Origin of the sequence: Micromonospora sp. CV4, assembly GCF_003667455.1 — a bacterium.
Taxonomy (GTDB): domain Bacteria; phylum Actinomycetota; class Actinomycetes; order Mycobacteriales; family Micromonosporaceae; genus Micromonospora.
In genome coordinates this window covers 52,201-66,321 of record NZ_RCVI01000216.1, presented here as the reverse complement: position 1 = coordinate 66,321, position 14,121 = coordinate 52,201, and the positions used below count along the sequence as shown (strand labels likewise).

Sequence of the window (14,121 nt, the reverse complement as noted above, 5' to 3'; positions counted from 1 at the left end):
AAGTCGCGATGACGACGGCGCAACGGCCGACGCTCGAGGCGGTGGCGGCGCGGGCCGGGGTTTCCCGGGCCACCGTCTCCCGCGTGGTCAACGGCTCCACCACCGTCGCTCAGCCCATCCGGGAGGCGGTCAACCGGGCGGTCGCCGAGCTGGGGTACGTGCCCAACCTGGCCGCCCGCAGCCTGGTCACCCAGCGCACCGACTCGATCGCCCTGGTCATGCCGGAGGCGGCCACGCGCGTGTTCTCCGACGACCAGGTCTTCCCCGGCATCATCCGCGGGGTCAGTCAGGAGCTGGAGGCGGCCGACAAGCAGCTGGTGCTGATGCTGGCCGGCTCGCCGGCCGGGCACCAGCGGGTCGAGCGGTTCACCACCGGACGGCACGTCGACGGCGTGCTCTTCGCCTCTCTGCACGGCGCCGACCCGCTGCCCGGCACGCTCGCCCGGCTCGGCATCCCGGTGGTGTGCAGCGGTCGGCCGCTCGGCGACGTGCCCGTGCCGTACGTCGACGTCGACCACGTCGGCGGGGTGACCGCGGCGGTCCGACACCTGATCGACGGCGGTCGCCGCCGGATCGCCACCATCGCCGGGCCGCAGGACATGGTCGCCGGGATCGAACGGCTCACCGGCTACCGCACCACGGTCGCCGCCGCCGGGCTGCCCGAGCTGATCGCCGTCGGCGACTTCACCCGGGAGTCCGGTGCGGCGGCGATGCATCGCCTGCTCACCGAGCACCCCGACCTGGACGCGCTCTTCGCCGCCTCCGACCTGATGGCGCACGCCGCTCTGCGGACGCTGCGCGAAGCCGGCCGGCGGGTGCCGGAGGACGTGGCGGTGGTCGGCTTCGACGACATCGAGACCGCCGCGTACACCGAGCCTCCGCTGACCACCGTCCGGCAGCCGATCGTGGAGATCGGCCGGCGGATGACCCGACAGCTGCTCCGGCTGGCCGCCGGCGAGACCATCGAGCCGGCGGTCATGCTCCCCACCGAACTGATCCGGCGCGCGTCGGCCTGACCGCTCGCCGCGGTTAATGCGTCGCCTCGGCACCCCATCGTCGTTAGCCTCGCCGGCATGCCGGATCCCGTCGCGTTGCTGCACGTGCCCGCCCTCTCCGATGTCGCCGAGTACGCGTACGCGGCCACCGTCGAGCCGCCCGCCCGGCTGGTGTTCACCGCCGGCGCGTGCCCGCTCGACGCGGAGGGTCGGACCGTGGCCCCCGGCGACCACGCCGCGCAGGCCCGGCAGGTGATGGCGAACCTGGAGACCGCACTCGCCGCCGCCAGCGCCCGGCTGACCGACGTGGTCAAGACCACGGTGTACGTCGCGTCGTCCGAGCAGGCGGATCTCGTGAAGGCCTGGGAGGTCGTCCGGGACTCCTTCGGCGACCACGACCCGCCCAGCACCCTGCTCGGCGTGGCCGTGCTCGGCTACACCGACCAGCTCGTCGAGGTCGAGGCCGTCGCCGCCGTACGGATGGGGGCCTGAGATGCGTATTCGTGTCGCGCGGCCCGACGACGCCCCGGCCGTGGTGGCGCTGCGGGCAATGGTCTACCCGTACCTGGTGCGCGGGGTGGAGTCGACCCGAAAGATGATCACCGAACCACCACCGGAGGACGGCTGGGCCGCCTTCGTGGCCGAGGTGGACACCCAGGTGGTCGGCTGGGTGTCCGCCCAGCGCCCCGGTTGGACGTCGACGCCCGGCTTCGGTGACATCGCGCTGCTGCACGTCCACCCGGAGCACCGGCGACGCGGAATCGGCACGGCGCTGCTGACGGCCGCGACCGAGCATCTCACCCCGCTGGGGGTCCGCCAGGTCCGCGGTTGGGCGCAGCCGGACGCGTTGCCCTTCGCGCGGCGGCACGGTTTCCAACCCAGCCGCGAGCTTCGCTACTCCGCGCTCAGCCTGGATCCGGCGCCCGCGCTACCCGATCCGCCGCCGGGCGTACGACTGCGCCCCATCGCCGAACTGGACCCGTACCTGCTGTACCAGGCCAACGCCGCCGCGTCGGTCGCCGAGCCCAGCGACGTGCCGATCGACGCGGTCAGCTATGCGAGCTGGCAGTACGACGTCTGGGAGAACCTCGGCCTGGACAAAACAGCCAGCACTGCCGTCGAGGTCGACGGGGAGGTGGCCGCGTTCAGCCTCGTGAAGCGGGACGGGGACCGGATGTGGTCGGACTACACCGGAACCATCCCGGCGTACCGGGGTCGGGGGCTGGCCCGGCTGGCCAAGACGGCCGCGCTGCACCGGGCCGCCGCAGGTGGCGTCCGCGTCGCCTACACGTCGAACGACGAGGCCAACGCGCCGATGCTGGCGATCAACGCACGGCTGGGGTATCGGGCGGTCGCGGCCCAGTGGTCCTGCCTGGCCGAGCTGACCTGATCGCCGGTCCCTATCGACGCGGCCCGACGGCTCCACCGACAACCCCACGGCGAGCGGCCCGACCAGGTCACACGTCCGTGGCCGGGCCAGGCGACCTCACCGGACCACACGCCCCAATGAGCTCGATACCTGTGAGTCATATTTATGACTCACAGGTATCGAGCTCTTCAGTACATGTCCGGCCGCGACCTACTTCTCATCACCCGATCGAGGCGGAGCGGCCGAGCGGCCGAGCGGCGGAGCGGCGGAGCGGCCGACCGGCGGACAGGCGGACAGGCGGACAGGCCGGCGACGGGAACGGTCAGGTGGCGTCGAAGACCTGGCGGGCTACCGCGAGGGTGTCGGCGCCGAACAGCACCAGGCGGGCCTCGGTAACGGTGACCGGCTCTGCCGAGCGCAGCACCGACAGCGCCTGGCGGACGGCGTCGTCGACGGGCCAGCCGTAGATGCCGGCGGAGATCAGCGGGAACGCCACGGTGGTCGCGCCCAGCTCGTCGGCCACCCGCAGGCTGTTGGCGTAGCAGTCACGCAGCAGCGCGGAGCGGTCCTCGGTGGCCGACCAGACCGGTCCGACGGTGTGGATCACCCAGCGGGCCGGCAGCTCCCCGGCCGTGGTCGACACCGCCTGTCCGGTGGGCAGGCCCCGGCCGTACCGGGACGCCCGCAGCGCCCGGCACTCGGCCAGGATGGCGGGACCGCCGCGGCGGTGGATGGCGCCGTCGACGCCGCCGCCCCCGAGCAGGGACGAGTTCGCGGCGTTCACGATGGCGTCCACCCGCTGGGTGGTGATGTCCCCCTCGACGAGGGTTATCTGCATGTCAGCGCTCCTCGATGGGCTGGCCGAGCGAGCGACGGGCCAGCAGGGTGGCGCCGGCGACCGCGGCCGGCATGATCAGCACGGCACCGAGCGGGATCAGGAAGCAGAGGAAGACCGCCACTCCGAAGCCGAGCGCGGTGGATCGGTCGGCCTTGAGGATCGACCGGCGCTGCGGGAGCCGCATCCCGCGCCGGTAGAACGGCGCGCCGACCAACTCCACGGCGAGGAACCAGCCACCCACCGCCGCCCCGATCACCGGTACGACCGTCTGGCCGATCACCGGGATGAAGCCGGCGAGGAAGAGCGGGATGCCGACCAGCGCCGTGAGGGCCACCAGTCGTACGGAGTCGGCGAGGCTACGACGCAGCGACGACCAGAAGGGCACGTCCACCGACCCCGGCGTGCCGCCGTACCGCTCCTCCACCCGCTCGGAGATCTTCTCGTAGAACGGGTCGCCGATGACCAGGGTGACGGCCGTGAAGCTGACCACGGCGAGCAGGCCGCCGAGGCCCAGGAACGCCAGCCCGGCGATCACCCGGACCAGGCCGCGGGCGGTGCTCGACCAGTCGTCGGCGAACGGGGTGACCAGGGCGGCGATCTCGTCCACGAAGTACACGAGGGTGGCGAACGCGGCCACGAACAGCACACCGGAGATCAGCGCCGGCACCATGCCGAGCAGCATCAGTTTCGGGCTGCGCACGTAGAGGCCGAGCCCGCGTAGGAGCAATCCGACACCGGTGAAGAAGCTTCCGACGTTGCCCGTCACCGGACTGGCGATTCTGCTGGCGTCCACGACCGAGCAGCCTAGCGATCAGTACGGACCGCCGCCGGGCGGCGCGTTGACAAGAGGCCCTTCCCCGCACATCAACCGGTTGGTGGATCTTCGGGGTCAACCGCCGTCCCGGCAGATCACCAACGGCTGGTCGATCCGCCGCCGGGCTGCCGCCGCCAGTCTGGACAGGCACAGGGACAGGTACAACGGCGGAAGGCGGCGCGATGCCGGTCATTGAGGTGACCAGTCTGCACAAGCGGTACGGCGACCTGGTGGCCGTGGACGACGTGTCGTTCACGGTGGCGGCCGGGGAGATCTTCGGGGTCCTCGGCCCGAACGGCGCCGGCAAGACCACCACGGTGGAGTGTGTCGCCGGGCTCCGCGTCCCCGACAGGGGTGGGGTGTCGGTCCTCGGGCTCGACCCCCGCAGGGACGCGGCCCAACTCCGCCAGCGGGTTGGCGTACAGCTCCAGGAGAGCCAACTGCCGGACCAGCTGCGCGTCGCCGAGGCGCTGGAGCTGTACGCCTCGTTCTACCGCGACCCGGCCGATCCGGCTGGCCTGCTGGACAGGCTGGGTCTGGGTGACAAGCGGAACACCCCGTACAAGAAGCTCTCCGGCGGTCAGAAGCAGCGGCTGTCGATCGCGCTGGCGCTGGTCGGCAACCCGAGCGTCGCGATCCTGGACGAGTTGACCACCGGGCTGGACCCGCAGTCCCGGCGGGACACCTGGGCTCTCATCGAGCAGATCCGGGACAGCGGCGTGACGATCGTTCTGGTCACCCACTTCATGGAGGAGGCCGAGCGACTCTGCGACCGGGTGGCCGTGATCGACCGTGGACGGGTCGTCGCACTGGACAGCCCGGCCAGCCTGGTGTCGGCGGTGCTCCCGGAGCAGCGGGTCCGGTTCCGGCCGTCCGCCCCGGTGGACGACCGGCTTCTCACGGACCTGCCCGAGGTCATCGCCGTACACCGCACCGGAGGTCAGCTGGTGGTGACCGGCACCGGTGACGTGCTGCACTCGGTCACCTCGGTGCTCGCCCGCAACCAGATCATCGCCGCGGACCTGCGGCTGGAGCAGTCCACCCTCGACGACGCGTTCGTCGAGCTGACCGGGCGTCGGCCCGCCGTCTGAGGGAGAACGACATGCACGCCTTCGGGCAGATTCTCAAGATCGAGACACGACTCTTCCTACGGGACTTCGGCTCGCCGGTGACGACCGTCGCTCTGCCACTGGCGCTGCTGCTGGTGTTCGGGCTGATCCCGGCGCTGCGCGAGTCGGATCCGCAGTTCGGCGACCTTTCCTTCATCCAGTACTTCGCACCCTCGCTGCTGGTGATCACGCTCGCCATGTCGGCGGTGAACATCCTGCCCACGGTCCTGGCGACCTACCGGGAACGTGGAGTGCTGCGCCGGCTGGCCACCACCCCGGCCGGCCCGGCCGCGCTGCTGGCCGCCCAACTGGTCATCTCGCTCGCCACCATCCTGGTCAGCGCCGTACTGCTCATCGGGGTCGGCCGGTTGGCCTTCGACGTACCGCTGCCCCGGCGTCCGCTGGGCTTCGCGCTGGCCCTCGTCCTCGGTACGGCGGCCCTGCTGGCGCTGGGCCTGCTGGTGGCGGCGGTGGCGCGGACGACCAAATCGGCGCAGGCACTTGCGGTGCCGTTGTTCATGGCGGTCATGTTCTTCGGCGGCGTCTACCTGCCCCGGTTCCTCCTGCCGGACTTCCTGGTCCGGATCGGCGACTACACGCCGCCCGGGGTGCAGGCGCTGCTCGACGCCTGGACGGGGACGTCGCCACACCCGCTGCACCTGGGGATAATGGCGGTGGTCGCGGTGGCCGCCGGCGCGACCGCCGCGAAACTCTTCCGCTGGGAGTGAGCAACAACCGATGACCAGCACCGCGGAACAGGTTGACCGGCTTGCCGTGTGGGAGGCGCGCGAGGCGAGCGTCTACCGGGTCGTGCCCTTCCTCGGGCTGCTCGTCGGGACCGTGCTGGCGCGCTTCGCGCCGGCCCCGGGCAGCCTGCCGTTCCCGCCGACCCTGGGCGTCGCCCTGGCGGCCGGCTGCTGGGTCGCCTGGTTCATCACCCTGCACCCGCAGTGGATCACCCGGCGGGCGCTGATGGCGGCCTATTACGTCGGGCTGCTCGCCTTCAGCGCCGTCCTGGTGGTGGCCAGCCCGTGGTACGGCTTCTTCGCCTGGGTCGGCTTCGTGCACGCGTTCGTCGCGCTTTCCGGTAGGTGGCGGTTCGCCGGGGTGGCGGTGACCGGCGTGCTGGTCGCCACCGCGCAGAGCGCAGGTCCACCCGACTCGGCGGCGCACTGGCTGCTCTGGTCGGTGCTGGTGCTGTTCAACGCCGGGGCGGCCGGTGCGGTGAGCTGGTTCGGCACCGTCACCGAGCGGCAGAACGCCAACCGCAAACTCCTGGTGGAGGAGCTGGCCGGGGCGAACCGGAGGCTCGCCGACACGGCCCGGGAGAACGCGGGGCTGCACGCCCAACTGCTCACCCAGGCCAGGGAGGCCGGCATGCTGGACGAGCGCCAGCGGATGGCCCGGGAGATCCACGACACCCTGGCCCAGGGATTGACCGGCATCATCACCCAACTTGAGGCGGCCGAGCAGACCCGCGACCGCTCCGCCGACTGGCGTCGCCACGTGGACAACGCCCTCGCCCTGGCCCGGGAGAGCCTCACCGAGGCCCGCCGCTCGGTGCGGGCGGTCCGCCCGGAGCCGCTGGAGACGGCCCGGCTGCCGGACGCCCTCGCCGAGTTGGGCAGGCGCTGGTCGGCCCTCAACGGGGTGCGAGCGGAGGTCGCCACCACCGGCACGCCTCGCCCGCTGCATCCGGAGGTCGAGGTGACCCTGCTGCGGGCCGCCCAGGAGGCGTTGGCCAACGTGGCCCGGCATGCCGCCGCGTCGCGGGTCGGGCTGACCCTGTCGTACATGGAGGACATGGTCACCCTGGACGTCCGTGACGACGGGACCGGATTCGACGTCACCAACCAGCCGACACCCCGGGAGCCGGGCGGCGGGTACGGGTTGACCGCCATGCGGCAGCGGGTGGTCCGGGTCGGCGGCGAGTTGGCCGTCGAGTCCGAGCCGGGCGTCGGCACCGCGATCTCGGCCTCCGTGCCCGCCCTCGCCGGGAGTGCCGGATGACCGGACCGGTCCGGCTGCTGATCGTCGACGACCATCCGGTGGTGCGGGACGGGCTGCGCGGCATGTTCACCGGCGACCCGGGGTTCGACGTGGTGGGCGAGGCCGCGGACGGGGCCGAGGCGCTGGCCCTGGTCGCGACGCTGCGTCCGGACGTGGTGCTGATGGACCTGCGGATGCCCGGCATGGACGGGGTGACCGCCATCGGACGATTGGCCCGCTCCGGCAGCGCCGCCCGGGTGCTGGTGCTCACCACGTACGACACGGACGCGGACGTGCTGCCGGCGATCGAGGCGGGCGCGACCGGATACCTGCTGAAGGACGCGCCCCGCGAGGACCTCGTCCGAGCGGTACGGTCCGCCGCCCGGGGCGAGTCCGTTCTCTCGCCCAGCGTGGCGGGCCGGCTGATGGGTCGGCTGCGCGCCCCGGCCGAGGAGCCGCTCAGCCAGCGCGAGCTGGAGGTGCTCGTCCTGGTGGCCCGGGGCGCTTCCAACCGGGAGGCGGCGGCGCGGCTGTTCATCAGCGAAGCCACCGTCAAGACGCACCTGCTGCACGTCTACGCCAAGCTCGGGGTCAACGACCGGGCGGCGGCGGTCGCCACCGCGTACGACCGGGGGCTGCTGACGCCCGGCGGACGGTGACCGGCCGGGCAGGATGGGCGGGTGCGCGCCTCTCGACTGATCTCGTTGCTGTTGCTGTTGCAGGCCCGCGGGTCGATGACCGCGGGCGAGCTGGCACGGGAGTTGGAGGTCTCCGAGCGGACCGTCTACCGGGACGTGCTGGCGCTTTCCGCCGCCGGGGTGCCGGTCTACGCGGACCGGGGTCGGGCCGGCGGGTACCCGGCTGCTCGGCGGCTACCGGACCCGGCTGACCGGGCTGACCCGGGACGAGGCGGAGGCGCTCTTCCTCGCCGGTCTGCCCGGGCCGGCCGGCGACATGGGCCTTGCCGACGCGGTCGCCGCCGCCGAGCTCAAGGTCCTCGCCGCGCTGCCGCCCGCCCTGCGGGATGCCCCGGCCCGCGCCGGGCAGCGATTCCACCTGGACGTGCCGGGCTGGTTCCGGGAGACCGAACCGCCGCCGCTGCTCACCGAACTGGCCCGGGCGGTCTGGCGGGACCGGGTGGTCCAACTGCGCTACCGGCGTGGTGACCGGGAGGTGACGCGCCGGGTGCGACCGTACGGTCTGGTGCTCAAGAGCGGTGTCTGGTACCTGGTCGGAGGGGTTGGCGACGACACGCGCACCTACCGGGTGGACCGGGTGACCGGGGTCGAGGTGGGCGAGGAGAGCTTCGAGCGGGACGAGGGCTTCGACCTGGCGGGGTACTGGCGCGAGCAGGCCGGGTCGTTCCTGCGGACGATGCTGCGGGCCGAGGTCACCGTCCGGCTCAGCCCGGCCGGCCTGCGCCAGCTCCGGCACCTGGTCGATGCCCCTTTCGTGTACGACGAGGTGGTCGCCGGCGCCGACGGGCCCGACCGGCAGGGCTGGGTGAGGGCGCGGCTGCCGGTCGAATCCGTCGGGGTGGCGTACCACCAACTGCTCGGGCTCGGCCCCGAGGTCGAGGCCCTCGATCCGCCCGAGCTGCGGGAGCTGTTCGCCGAGGCCGCCGACCGGTTGCGCGCGCTCTACCGGTAGCCGGTGACGTCGGCCGGCTTACCGGCGTCGACCACCTCGGTGATGTACCGGAACGCTTCCGGCTGGCTGCCGTCGACGTCGGTGAACCCGTACACCTTCGAGAGCGTGCCGGCGTCGACGGACATGCCGTTCCAGCGGGCCTTCTCCTCGTCTGCGGCGAGCGCGGCCACCGCGCGCCCGACGAAGGCCGGCGTCTCGGAGATGAGGAAGTGCGGGTCGGTGGCCGCCCCGTCGCGCCAGTTCTCCTCGGTCACGCCGAAGTGCTCCAGCATGGCCTCCGAGCGGATCCAGCCGGGGGTGAGCGCGACGGCGGTGCAGTCGTGCGGCTTCAACTCGTGTGCCTGGCTGAAGCCGAGCCGGTTGACCGAGGTCTTGGCGAGGTCGTAGAAGACCGACAGCCGGTAGTTCTCGTCGTTGTACGCCTTGGTGCCGTCGCTGATCTCCACCACCAGGCCACCGGGCTTGCGGATCAGCAACGGCAGCGCGAAATGGCTGGTGATGATGTGCGTGTCGACGGCCAGCCGCAGGGTGCGGAACCCGGCCTCCAGTGGTTGCTCCCAGACCGGCTTCTCCCAGGTGACCAGCGGGTCGCCACCCCAGATGTCGTTCACCAGCACGTCGAGGCGGCCCTGCTCGGCGTCGATCCGGGCGACCAGGTCGCGGACCTGCTCCGGCACCAGGTGATCGACCTGAACGCCGATGCCGGTGCCGCCGGCCGCGCTGACCAGCTCGGCGGTCTCCTCGATGGTCTCCGGTCGGTCCATCTCGGAGCGGCCGGCCCGGGTGCTGCGACCGGTGGCGTAGACCGTGGCACCGGCCGCGCCGAGCTGAACGGCGATCTGCCGCCCGGCGCCACGGGTGGCACCGGCGACGAGCGCGATCTTTCCTGTGAGCGGTTGTGTCATGCCTGCGACGCTGTCAGGAATACCTGACAGCCGCCGTCCGAATTCTTGAAAGAACTGGTGGACGGTGGGGCGGTCAGTCCACGAGCCGGACGCGGACCCGGCGGTTGGCCCGGCCCTTGCTCTCCACCTTGACCACCTGCACCTTGCCGATCTGGGCGGTGGACGCGACGTGGGTGCCGCCGTCGGCCTGCACGTCCAGCCCGACGATGTCGACGATCCGCACCTCCTGCTCGTCCGGCGGGATGAGGTTGGACTGGGTACGGATGATGTCCGGGAGGGCGAGGGCCTCGGTGCGCGGCAGCACCCGGACGGCGACCGAACGGTCGGCGGCCACCTCGGCGTTGACCAGCTCCTCGATCCGGCTCTTGAAGTCGGGCGGCACCTCGGGGAGGTTGAAATCCATCCGGGCCTCCCCCGGCTCCATCGAGTTGCCGGTGACCAGCGCGCCGAAGTCGCGGAACACCACCCCGCAGAGCACGTGCAGCCCGGAGTGGGTGCGCATCAGACGGGTGCGGCGCTCGTCCTCCACCGCGCCGACGACCTCGGTGCCGGCCGGCGGCAGCGGGTCACCCTCGGCGGGGATCAGGTACGGGTCGTCGCCCTTGCGGGTGCCGACGATCCGCGTCTGTACGCCCTGCCAGAGCAGCACGCCGTGGTCCGGTGGCTGCCCGCCGCCGCCCGGGTAGAACGCCGAACGGTCGAGCACGATGCCCTGCTCGGGGTCGGCGTGCAGGACCGTGCAGGTCCACTCGCGCAGGGTCGGGTCGGCGAGGTCCAGTCGGTGGGTCCGGCCATGCTGTGTGACGCCCATGGCAGGGCACGTTACTCGTTCAGGAAGCCGGAGATGCGCTCGCGCAGATCGGCGCGTTCCGTCCAGAGCACGCCCGGCCGGTCGTACACGTGCAGGGTGGCCTGGGGAAGCGCGGCGGCGAGCTGCTCGGCGACCTCGACCGGATGCAGGTCGTCGCCCGCACAACCGATCACCAGCGCCGGCGCGGTGACCGCGGACAGGACGGTGGCGTCGCGCAGTGGCGTCTGCTCCGGCAGAGTGGCCAGACCGTCGGCCAGACCGTCGCGGAGCAGCTGGTCGAGCCGCTGCCGCAGGTACGACCAGCCGGCCGGAGTGTTGCGGACCGCCGTCGGCAGCTCCAGCGAGACCACGTCGGCGACCGCCGAGGCGTCGCCGCTCTCGACCGCCTCCAGCAGGTCCGTCACGCGTTCCCGGGCGACCGGGCCGCGCGGCTGGTCGAGCACGGCCGGCAGGAAGAAGACCAGCTTCTCGAAGCGCTCCGGGCTCTCGGCCAGCAGCCGGCAGAGCGCCCCCGCGCCGAGGCTCGCCCCGAACGCCCGGCTGGCTCCGCCGAGATCCGCGACGGCGCGCAGGTCCCGGGCCAGGTCCAGGTAGTTCCACGGACCGGCCGGCGCGTCGGAGCGACCGTGCCCACGGAACTGGAAGAACACCTTGCGGCCGGTCACCCCACTGCCGAACGGGCGGGTGGTGGCGATGCCGTTGCCGAACCCGTGCGCGAACACGGTGACCGGATCACCGGTGCCGGTGACCAGCCGTTCCAGCCGTACGCCGTGCGGGGTGGTGACCAGCTCGGTCTCCGGCTCCGGCAGCGCCGGCCGACCGGTACGCGGCCCACCCGGGCCGGGCCCCCAGGTGCGGGGACCGCCGTCCGGCGGCGGTGGCCAGCGGAAGCCTCTCACCAGAACCCTTTACCGTCGCTCAGGTCGCGCAGGCCGACCCGGACGTCCAGGAGATAGATGAGACCGGCCGCGATGCCCACGAGTCCGAAGAGGCTGATCGGGCCGAAGCCGAGCAGGGTCAGCACGAGGCAGACCGCCAGGATGGCGATCCAGCCACCCTTGGGCAGGGTCCCGATGGCGGGGAAGGCGTCGGAGCGCTGCGTGACGGCGTGCACCAGGGCGACGCCCTGAACGATCAGCGCGAAGACGAGCAGGATCAGCTCGATCACGTCACGGACGGCGAAGGCGAAGATCGGCGCGGCGTTGGCCATGCCGGCAAGCTTATGTCGACGACCCCGACTACGTCCGACAAGGACGCCGTCGGGGTCGTCGACACCACGAACTACTCGGCCGCCGGACGGGTCCGCTTGGTGGCCCGGGGCAGCTTCGCCGACGGGGTCGCGGCGGGCTTGGCGGGCTTGGCGGCCTTCGGGGCCCGGGCGGCCTTCTTCACGGCGGCCGGCTTGGCCTCGGCGATCTCGGCCACGTCGGCCGGGGTCGGCACCTCGGCCGGCGCGGTGGCCTCGACCGGAGCGGTGGCCTCGACCGGGGTCGCGGCCGGCGTCACGGCCTGGGTCGCCTCGATGTCGGCGTTGACCGTCTCGGCGGCCTCCAGCACGCCGGCGCCGACGACCCGCTCGCCGCGGGCGACCAGTGCGCCGTACGCGGCGAACGCCCGCTCCTGGGCGGCCTGGGCACCGGCGACGACCACGGCGGCGTTGCGGGTCGCGGCGGCGCGCAGCCGGTCCAGGTCGGCGACCTCGCGCAGCTTGGCGAGGTCGGCCGACTCGCGCAGCTTGTCCAGGTCCAGCTCGGCCTGGGCCCGGCTACGCAGGCTCTCGGCGGTCTCGTTGGCGGTACGCAGCGTCTCGGTGGCCTTCTGGCGCAGCTCGAAGCCGGTCAGCACGGCCCGGCCGCCCAGGTCGGCGACGACCCGGGTGCCCAGGACGCCGACCACGGCCGGCAGCTTGCGCAGCTGCTCGAGGGCCAGCTCCCCGGCGCCGGCAGCGGCGTAGATCGGGGCGGGGATGCGGTTGGTCTTCGGCTCGGTCATGACGTCTCCTCTTCGGCCGCCTCGGCGGCCTTCCGGACCGCCGGACCGGCGGCCTTCTTCTCGGGGGTGCTGGTGCTGGTCGGGGCGGGCGTGGTGCCCGCCTCGGTGACGGCGACCGACTCGAGCACGGCCTCGGTCGGGGTGCCGCCCGCGGTGGTGGGGCCGGTGGCGGCCAGGTTGGCCACATCGGCCGGTTGATCGGCGACGTCGGTCGGGGCGGTCGCCTCGGCCGCGCCGCCGGAGGTGTCCGACCCGGCGCCCTCGGCGGCGGCCCTGGCCTCGGCCAACCGGGTGTTCTCCCGACGGAACGTCTCGTAGATCTGGCTGAGCGACTGTTTCTGGGCCATCGTCAGGTCGGGGTCCACCGCGATGGCGGCGAGCACACCGTGGCCCTCCTTGTCGTCCAGCAGCCCGGCGCGCAGGTACATCGCGGGAGTGGAGACCCGCAGCGCGCTGGCCAGCTGCTGGAGCACCTCGGCGCTGGGCTTGCGCAGGCCGCGCTCGATCTGGCTGAGGTACGGGTTGCTGACCCCCGCCTGCTCGGCGAGCTGCCGCAGCGAGATCTTGGCGTTGCGCCGCAGATCGCGGATGAACCCGCCGACGTCGGGGAGGTCCTTCGGTGTGGCCATGAGGGCGACGCTAACCGCCGTTGCTAACTCTTGCAAGCAAAACGCTAGCCAGAGTTAGCAAGGTCTCAGCAACCCGCTTGCACGCGGCTCGCGGGGTTCCGTACCGTCCGTCCCGTGCACAAGATCACAGTCAACGGAGCAGTCATCGCCTACGACGAGGCCGGCACCGGGTCGCCCGTCGTGCTGCTGCACGCCGGCATCGCCGACCGGCGGATGTGGCGGGGTCAGCTGTCCGCGCTCGCCACCCGGCACCGGGTGATCGTCCCGGACCTGCGCGGCTACGGCGATTCCGAGCTGCCACCGACGCCGTTCGCTCATCACGATGACGTGGCGGGCCTGCTGGACGCGCTCGACCTGCCCCGAGCCGCCCTGGTGGGCTGCTCCTTCGGCGGGTCGGTCGCCATCGACACCGCGCTGGCCCACCCGGATCGGGTGAGCGCGCTCGCGCTGTTCGACTCGGCGGTCTCCGGCAACGAGTGGTCCGAGGAGGCCAACGACCTCTGGGACGACCTGGTCGGCGAGGTCGACCCCGACGACTTCGCCGCCGGGGCGGCCGGCGAGGTGCGCTTCTGGGTGGTCGGCCCGGGTCGCCAGCCGGCCGACGTCAACCCCGGGCTGATCGCGTTCGCGCAGGAGATGGATCAGCGCGCGCTTGCCGCCGAGTCGGCGCTCGGCGCGGTGGAGGTGGGCGAGCTGACGCCGCCAGCGATCGGCCGTCTCGGCGAGCTGCGAGTGCCCGTCCTGGTCACCGCGGGCGCCGCCGACGTGCCGGACATCAGCCGCCTCGCCGACCGGATCGCCGCCGAGGTGCCCGGCGCGGTACGCCTGCCCGACGTGCCGGACGCCGGGCACCTGCTGCCGCTGGAGCGCCCCGAGGCGGTCAACGCCGCCCTGCTCGACTTCCTGAGCTAGCCGCTCGGCGAGGAGCGGCCCCGACCGCGCCTCGGACGGCGGCGTCAAGGGGCTGAGAGCCCGGCATCATCGCGCCCGCGAACAGACCCGCCACGAACCGACGGGCCT

The 14,121-nt window shown here is 72.7% G+C and carries 15 protein-coding genes and 2 pseudogenes; 9 read left to right on the top strand and 8 right to left on the bottom strand.

What is annotated here, in order from left to right; translation table 11 throughout:
* Positions 1–8 precede the first annotated feature (8 nt).
* From EAD98_RS08855 to EAD98_RS08845, 3 genes are read left to right on the top strand one after another with little or no spacing between them, the layout of a single operon-like run.
* Positions 9–1,016, top strand: coding sequence for a LacI family DNA-binding transcriptional regulator (locus tag EAD98_RS08855; RefSeq protein ID WP_121653569.1), 1,008 nt, complete (start codon positions 9–11; stop codon positions 1,014–1,016).
* Positions 1,017–1,073: 57 nt separating this feature from the next.
* Positions 1,074–1,487, top strand: coding sequence for a RidA family protein (locus tag EAD98_RS08850; RefSeq protein ID WP_121653568.1), 414 nt, complete (start codon positions 1,074–1,076; stop codon positions 1,485–1,487).
* Between the two features lies 1 nt (position 1,488).
* Positions 1,489–2,385 (top strand): GNAT family N-acetyltransferase, encoded by an 897-nt coding sequence (locus EAD98_RS08845; protein ID WP_121653567.1) that lies wholly within the window; start codon positions 1,489–1,491, stop codon positions 2,383–2,385.
* Between the two features lie 301 nt (positions 2,386–2,686).
* On the opposite strand, the gene EAD98_RS08840 is transcribed toward EAD98_RS08845, so the two are convergent.
* The gene (locus EAD98_RS08840; protein WP_121653566.1) at positions 2,687–3,202 is read right to left on the bottom strand and encodes an O-acetyl-ADP-ribose deacetylase; all 516 of its coding nucleotides are present in this window, start codon (positions 3,200–3,202) and stop codon (positions 2,687–2,689) included.
* A 1-nt stretch (position 3,203) separates the two neighbouring features.
* Positions 3,204–3,995, bottom strand: a complete 792-nt coding sequence (locus tag EAD98_RS08835) for an EI24 domain-containing protein (protein WP_121653565.1) — start codon at positions 3,993–3,995, stop codon at positions 3,204–3,206.
* Positions 3,996–4,198: 203 nt separating this feature from the next.
* On the opposite strand from EAD98_RS08835, the gene EAD98_RS08830 reads away from it, so the two are divergent.
* The 5 genes and pseudogenes from EAD98_RS08830 to EAD98_RS08810 all read left to right on the top strand — a co-directional run bounded on the left by EAD98_RS08830 (position 4,199) and on the right by EAD98_RS08810 (position 8,764).
* Positions 4,199–5,107, top strand: a complete 909-nt coding sequence (locus EAD98_RS08830; RefSeq protein ID WP_121653564.1) for an ABC transporter ATP-binding protein — start codon at positions 4,199–4,201, stop codon at positions 5,105–5,107.
* 11 nt (positions 5,108–5,118) lie between these two features.
* Entirely contained in the window at positions 5,119–5,853 is a 735-nt protein-coding gene (locus EAD98_RS08825) for an ABC transporter permease (protein ID WP_121653563.1), read from the top strand.
* Positions 5,854–5,863: 10 nt separating this feature from the next.
* Positions 5,864–7,135 carry a sensor histidine kinase gene (locus EAD98_RS08820; protein WP_121653562.1) on the top strand — a complete coding sequence of 424 codons (1,272 nt, stop codon included), beginning with the start codon at positions 5,864–5,866 and terminating at the stop codon, positions 7,133–7,135.
* Entirely contained in the window at positions 7,132–7,773 is a 642-nt protein-coding gene (locus tag EAD98_RS08815) for a response regulator transcription factor (protein ID WP_121653561.1), read from the top strand. The genes EAD98_RS08820 and EAD98_RS08815 overlap by 4 nt, the downstream gene beginning before the upstream one ends.
* 21 nt (positions 7,774–7,794) lie before the next feature.
* Positions 7,795–8,764: pseudogene (locus tag EAD98_RS08810) on the top strand (helix-turn-helix transcriptional regulator).
* Here the strand turns inward: EAD98_RS08810 and EAD98_RS08805 are convergent.
* The 6 genes and pseudogenes from EAD98_RS08805 to EAD98_RS08780 form a co-directional block, all read right to left on the bottom strand.
* A complete protein-coding gene (locus EAD98_RS08805) occupies positions 8,755–9,669 on the bottom strand; it encodes an SDR family oxidoreductase (protein WP_121653560.1) in 915 nt (304 codons plus the stop codon). The pseudogene EAD98_RS08810 and the gene EAD98_RS08805 sit on opposite strands and share 10 nt — an antisense overlap.
* A 73-nt stretch (positions 9,670–9,742) precedes the next feature.
* The gene (locus EAD98_RS08800) at positions 9,743–10,480 is read right to left on the bottom strand and encodes an alanyl-tRNA editing protein (RefSeq protein ID WP_121653559.1); all 738 of its coding nucleotides are present in this window, start codon (positions 10,478–10,480) and stop codon (positions 9,743–9,745) included.
* Between the two features lie 11 nt (positions 10,481–10,491).
* Positions 10,492–11,379 carry an alpha/beta fold hydrolase gene (locus EAD98_RS08795; RefSeq protein ID WP_121653558.1) on the bottom strand — a complete coding sequence of 296 codons (888 nt, stop codon included), beginning with the start codon at positions 11,377–11,379 and terminating at the stop codon, positions 10,492–10,494.
* Positions 11,376–11,690 (bottom strand): DUF2516 family protein, encoded by a 315-nt coding sequence (locus EAD98_RS08790; RefSeq protein WP_121653557.1) that lies wholly within the window; start codon positions 11,688–11,690, stop codon positions 11,376–11,378. Before EAD98_RS08790 ends, EAD98_RS08795 begins: the two co-directional genes overlap by 4 nt.
* Before the next feature lie 71 nt (positions 11,691–11,761).
* A complete protein-coding gene (locus EAD98_RS08785) occupies positions 11,762–12,472 on the bottom strand; it encodes a hypothetical protein (RefSeq protein WP_121653556.1) in 711 nt (236 codons plus the stop codon).
* A gap of 134 nt (positions 12,473–12,606) precedes the next feature.
* Positions 12,607–13,101, bottom strand: a pseudogene (locus tag EAD98_RS08780) (helix-turn-helix domain-containing protein); the annotation flags it as partial.
* Positions 13,102–13,215: 114 nt separating this feature from the next.
* Here EAD98_RS08780 and EAD98_RS08775 point away from each other — a divergent pair.
* Positions 13,216–14,013 carry an alpha/beta fold hydrolase gene (locus EAD98_RS08775; protein ID WP_121653554.1) on the top strand — a complete coding sequence of 266 codons (798 nt, stop codon included), beginning with the start codon at positions 13,216–13,218 and terminating at the stop codon, positions 14,011–14,013.
* The last annotated feature ends 108 nt before the right edge of the window (positions 14,014–14,121 follow it).

What these genes read in the sequence shown, in the direction of transcription:
- EAD98_RS08855 (WP_121653569.1), top strand. Translation starts at nt 9, where the DNA reads ATGACGACGGCGCAACGGCCGACGCTCGAGGCGGTGGCGGCGCGGGCC.
- EAD98_RS08805 (WP_121653560.1), bottom strand. Translation starts at nt 9,669, where the DNA reads ATGACACAACCGCTCACAGGAAAGATCGCGCTCGTCGCCGGTGCCACC.
- EAD98_RS08830 (WP_121653564.1), top strand. Translation starts at nt 4,199, where the DNA reads ATGCCGGTCATTGAGGTGACCAGTCTGCACAAGCGGTACGGCGACCTG.
- EAD98_RS08825 (WP_121653563.1), top strand. Translation starts at nt 5,119, where the DNA reads ATGCACGCCTTCGGGCAGATTCTCAAGATCGAGACACGACTCTTCCTA.
- EAD98_RS08785 (WP_121653556.1), bottom strand. Translation starts at nt 12,472, where the DNA reads ATGACCGAGCCGAAGACCAACCGCATCCCCGCCCCGATCTACGCCGCT.
- EAD98_RS08820 (WP_121653562.1), top strand. Translation starts at nt 5,864, where the DNA reads ATGACCAGCACCGCGGAACAGGTTGACCGGCTTGCCGTGTGGGAGGCG.
- EAD98_RS08850 (WP_121653568.1), top strand. Translation starts at nt 1,074, where the DNA reads ATGCCGGATCCCGTCGCGTTGCTGCACGTGCCCGCCCTCTCCGATGTC.
- EAD98_RS08790 (WP_121653557.1), bottom strand. Translation starts at nt 11,690, where the DNA reads ATGGCCAACGCCGCGCCGATCTTCGCCTTCGCCGTCCGTGACGTGATC.
- EAD98_RS08815 (WP_121653561.1), top strand. Translation starts at nt 7,132, where the DNA reads ATGACCGGACCGGTCCGGCTGCTGATCGTCGACGACCATCCGGTGGTG.
- EAD98_RS08800 (WP_121653559.1), bottom strand. Translation starts at nt 10,480, where the DNA reads ATGGGCGTCACACAGCATGGCCGGACCCACCGACTGGACCTCGCCGAC.
- EAD98_RS08845 (WP_121653567.1), top strand. Translation starts at nt 1,489, where the DNA reads ATGCGTATTCGTGTCGCGCGGCCCGACGACGCCCCGGCCGTGGTGGCG.
- EAD98_RS08840 (WP_121653566.1), bottom strand. Translation starts at nt 3,202, where the DNA reads ATGCAGATAACCCTCGTCGAGGGGGACATCACCACCCAGCGGGTGGAC.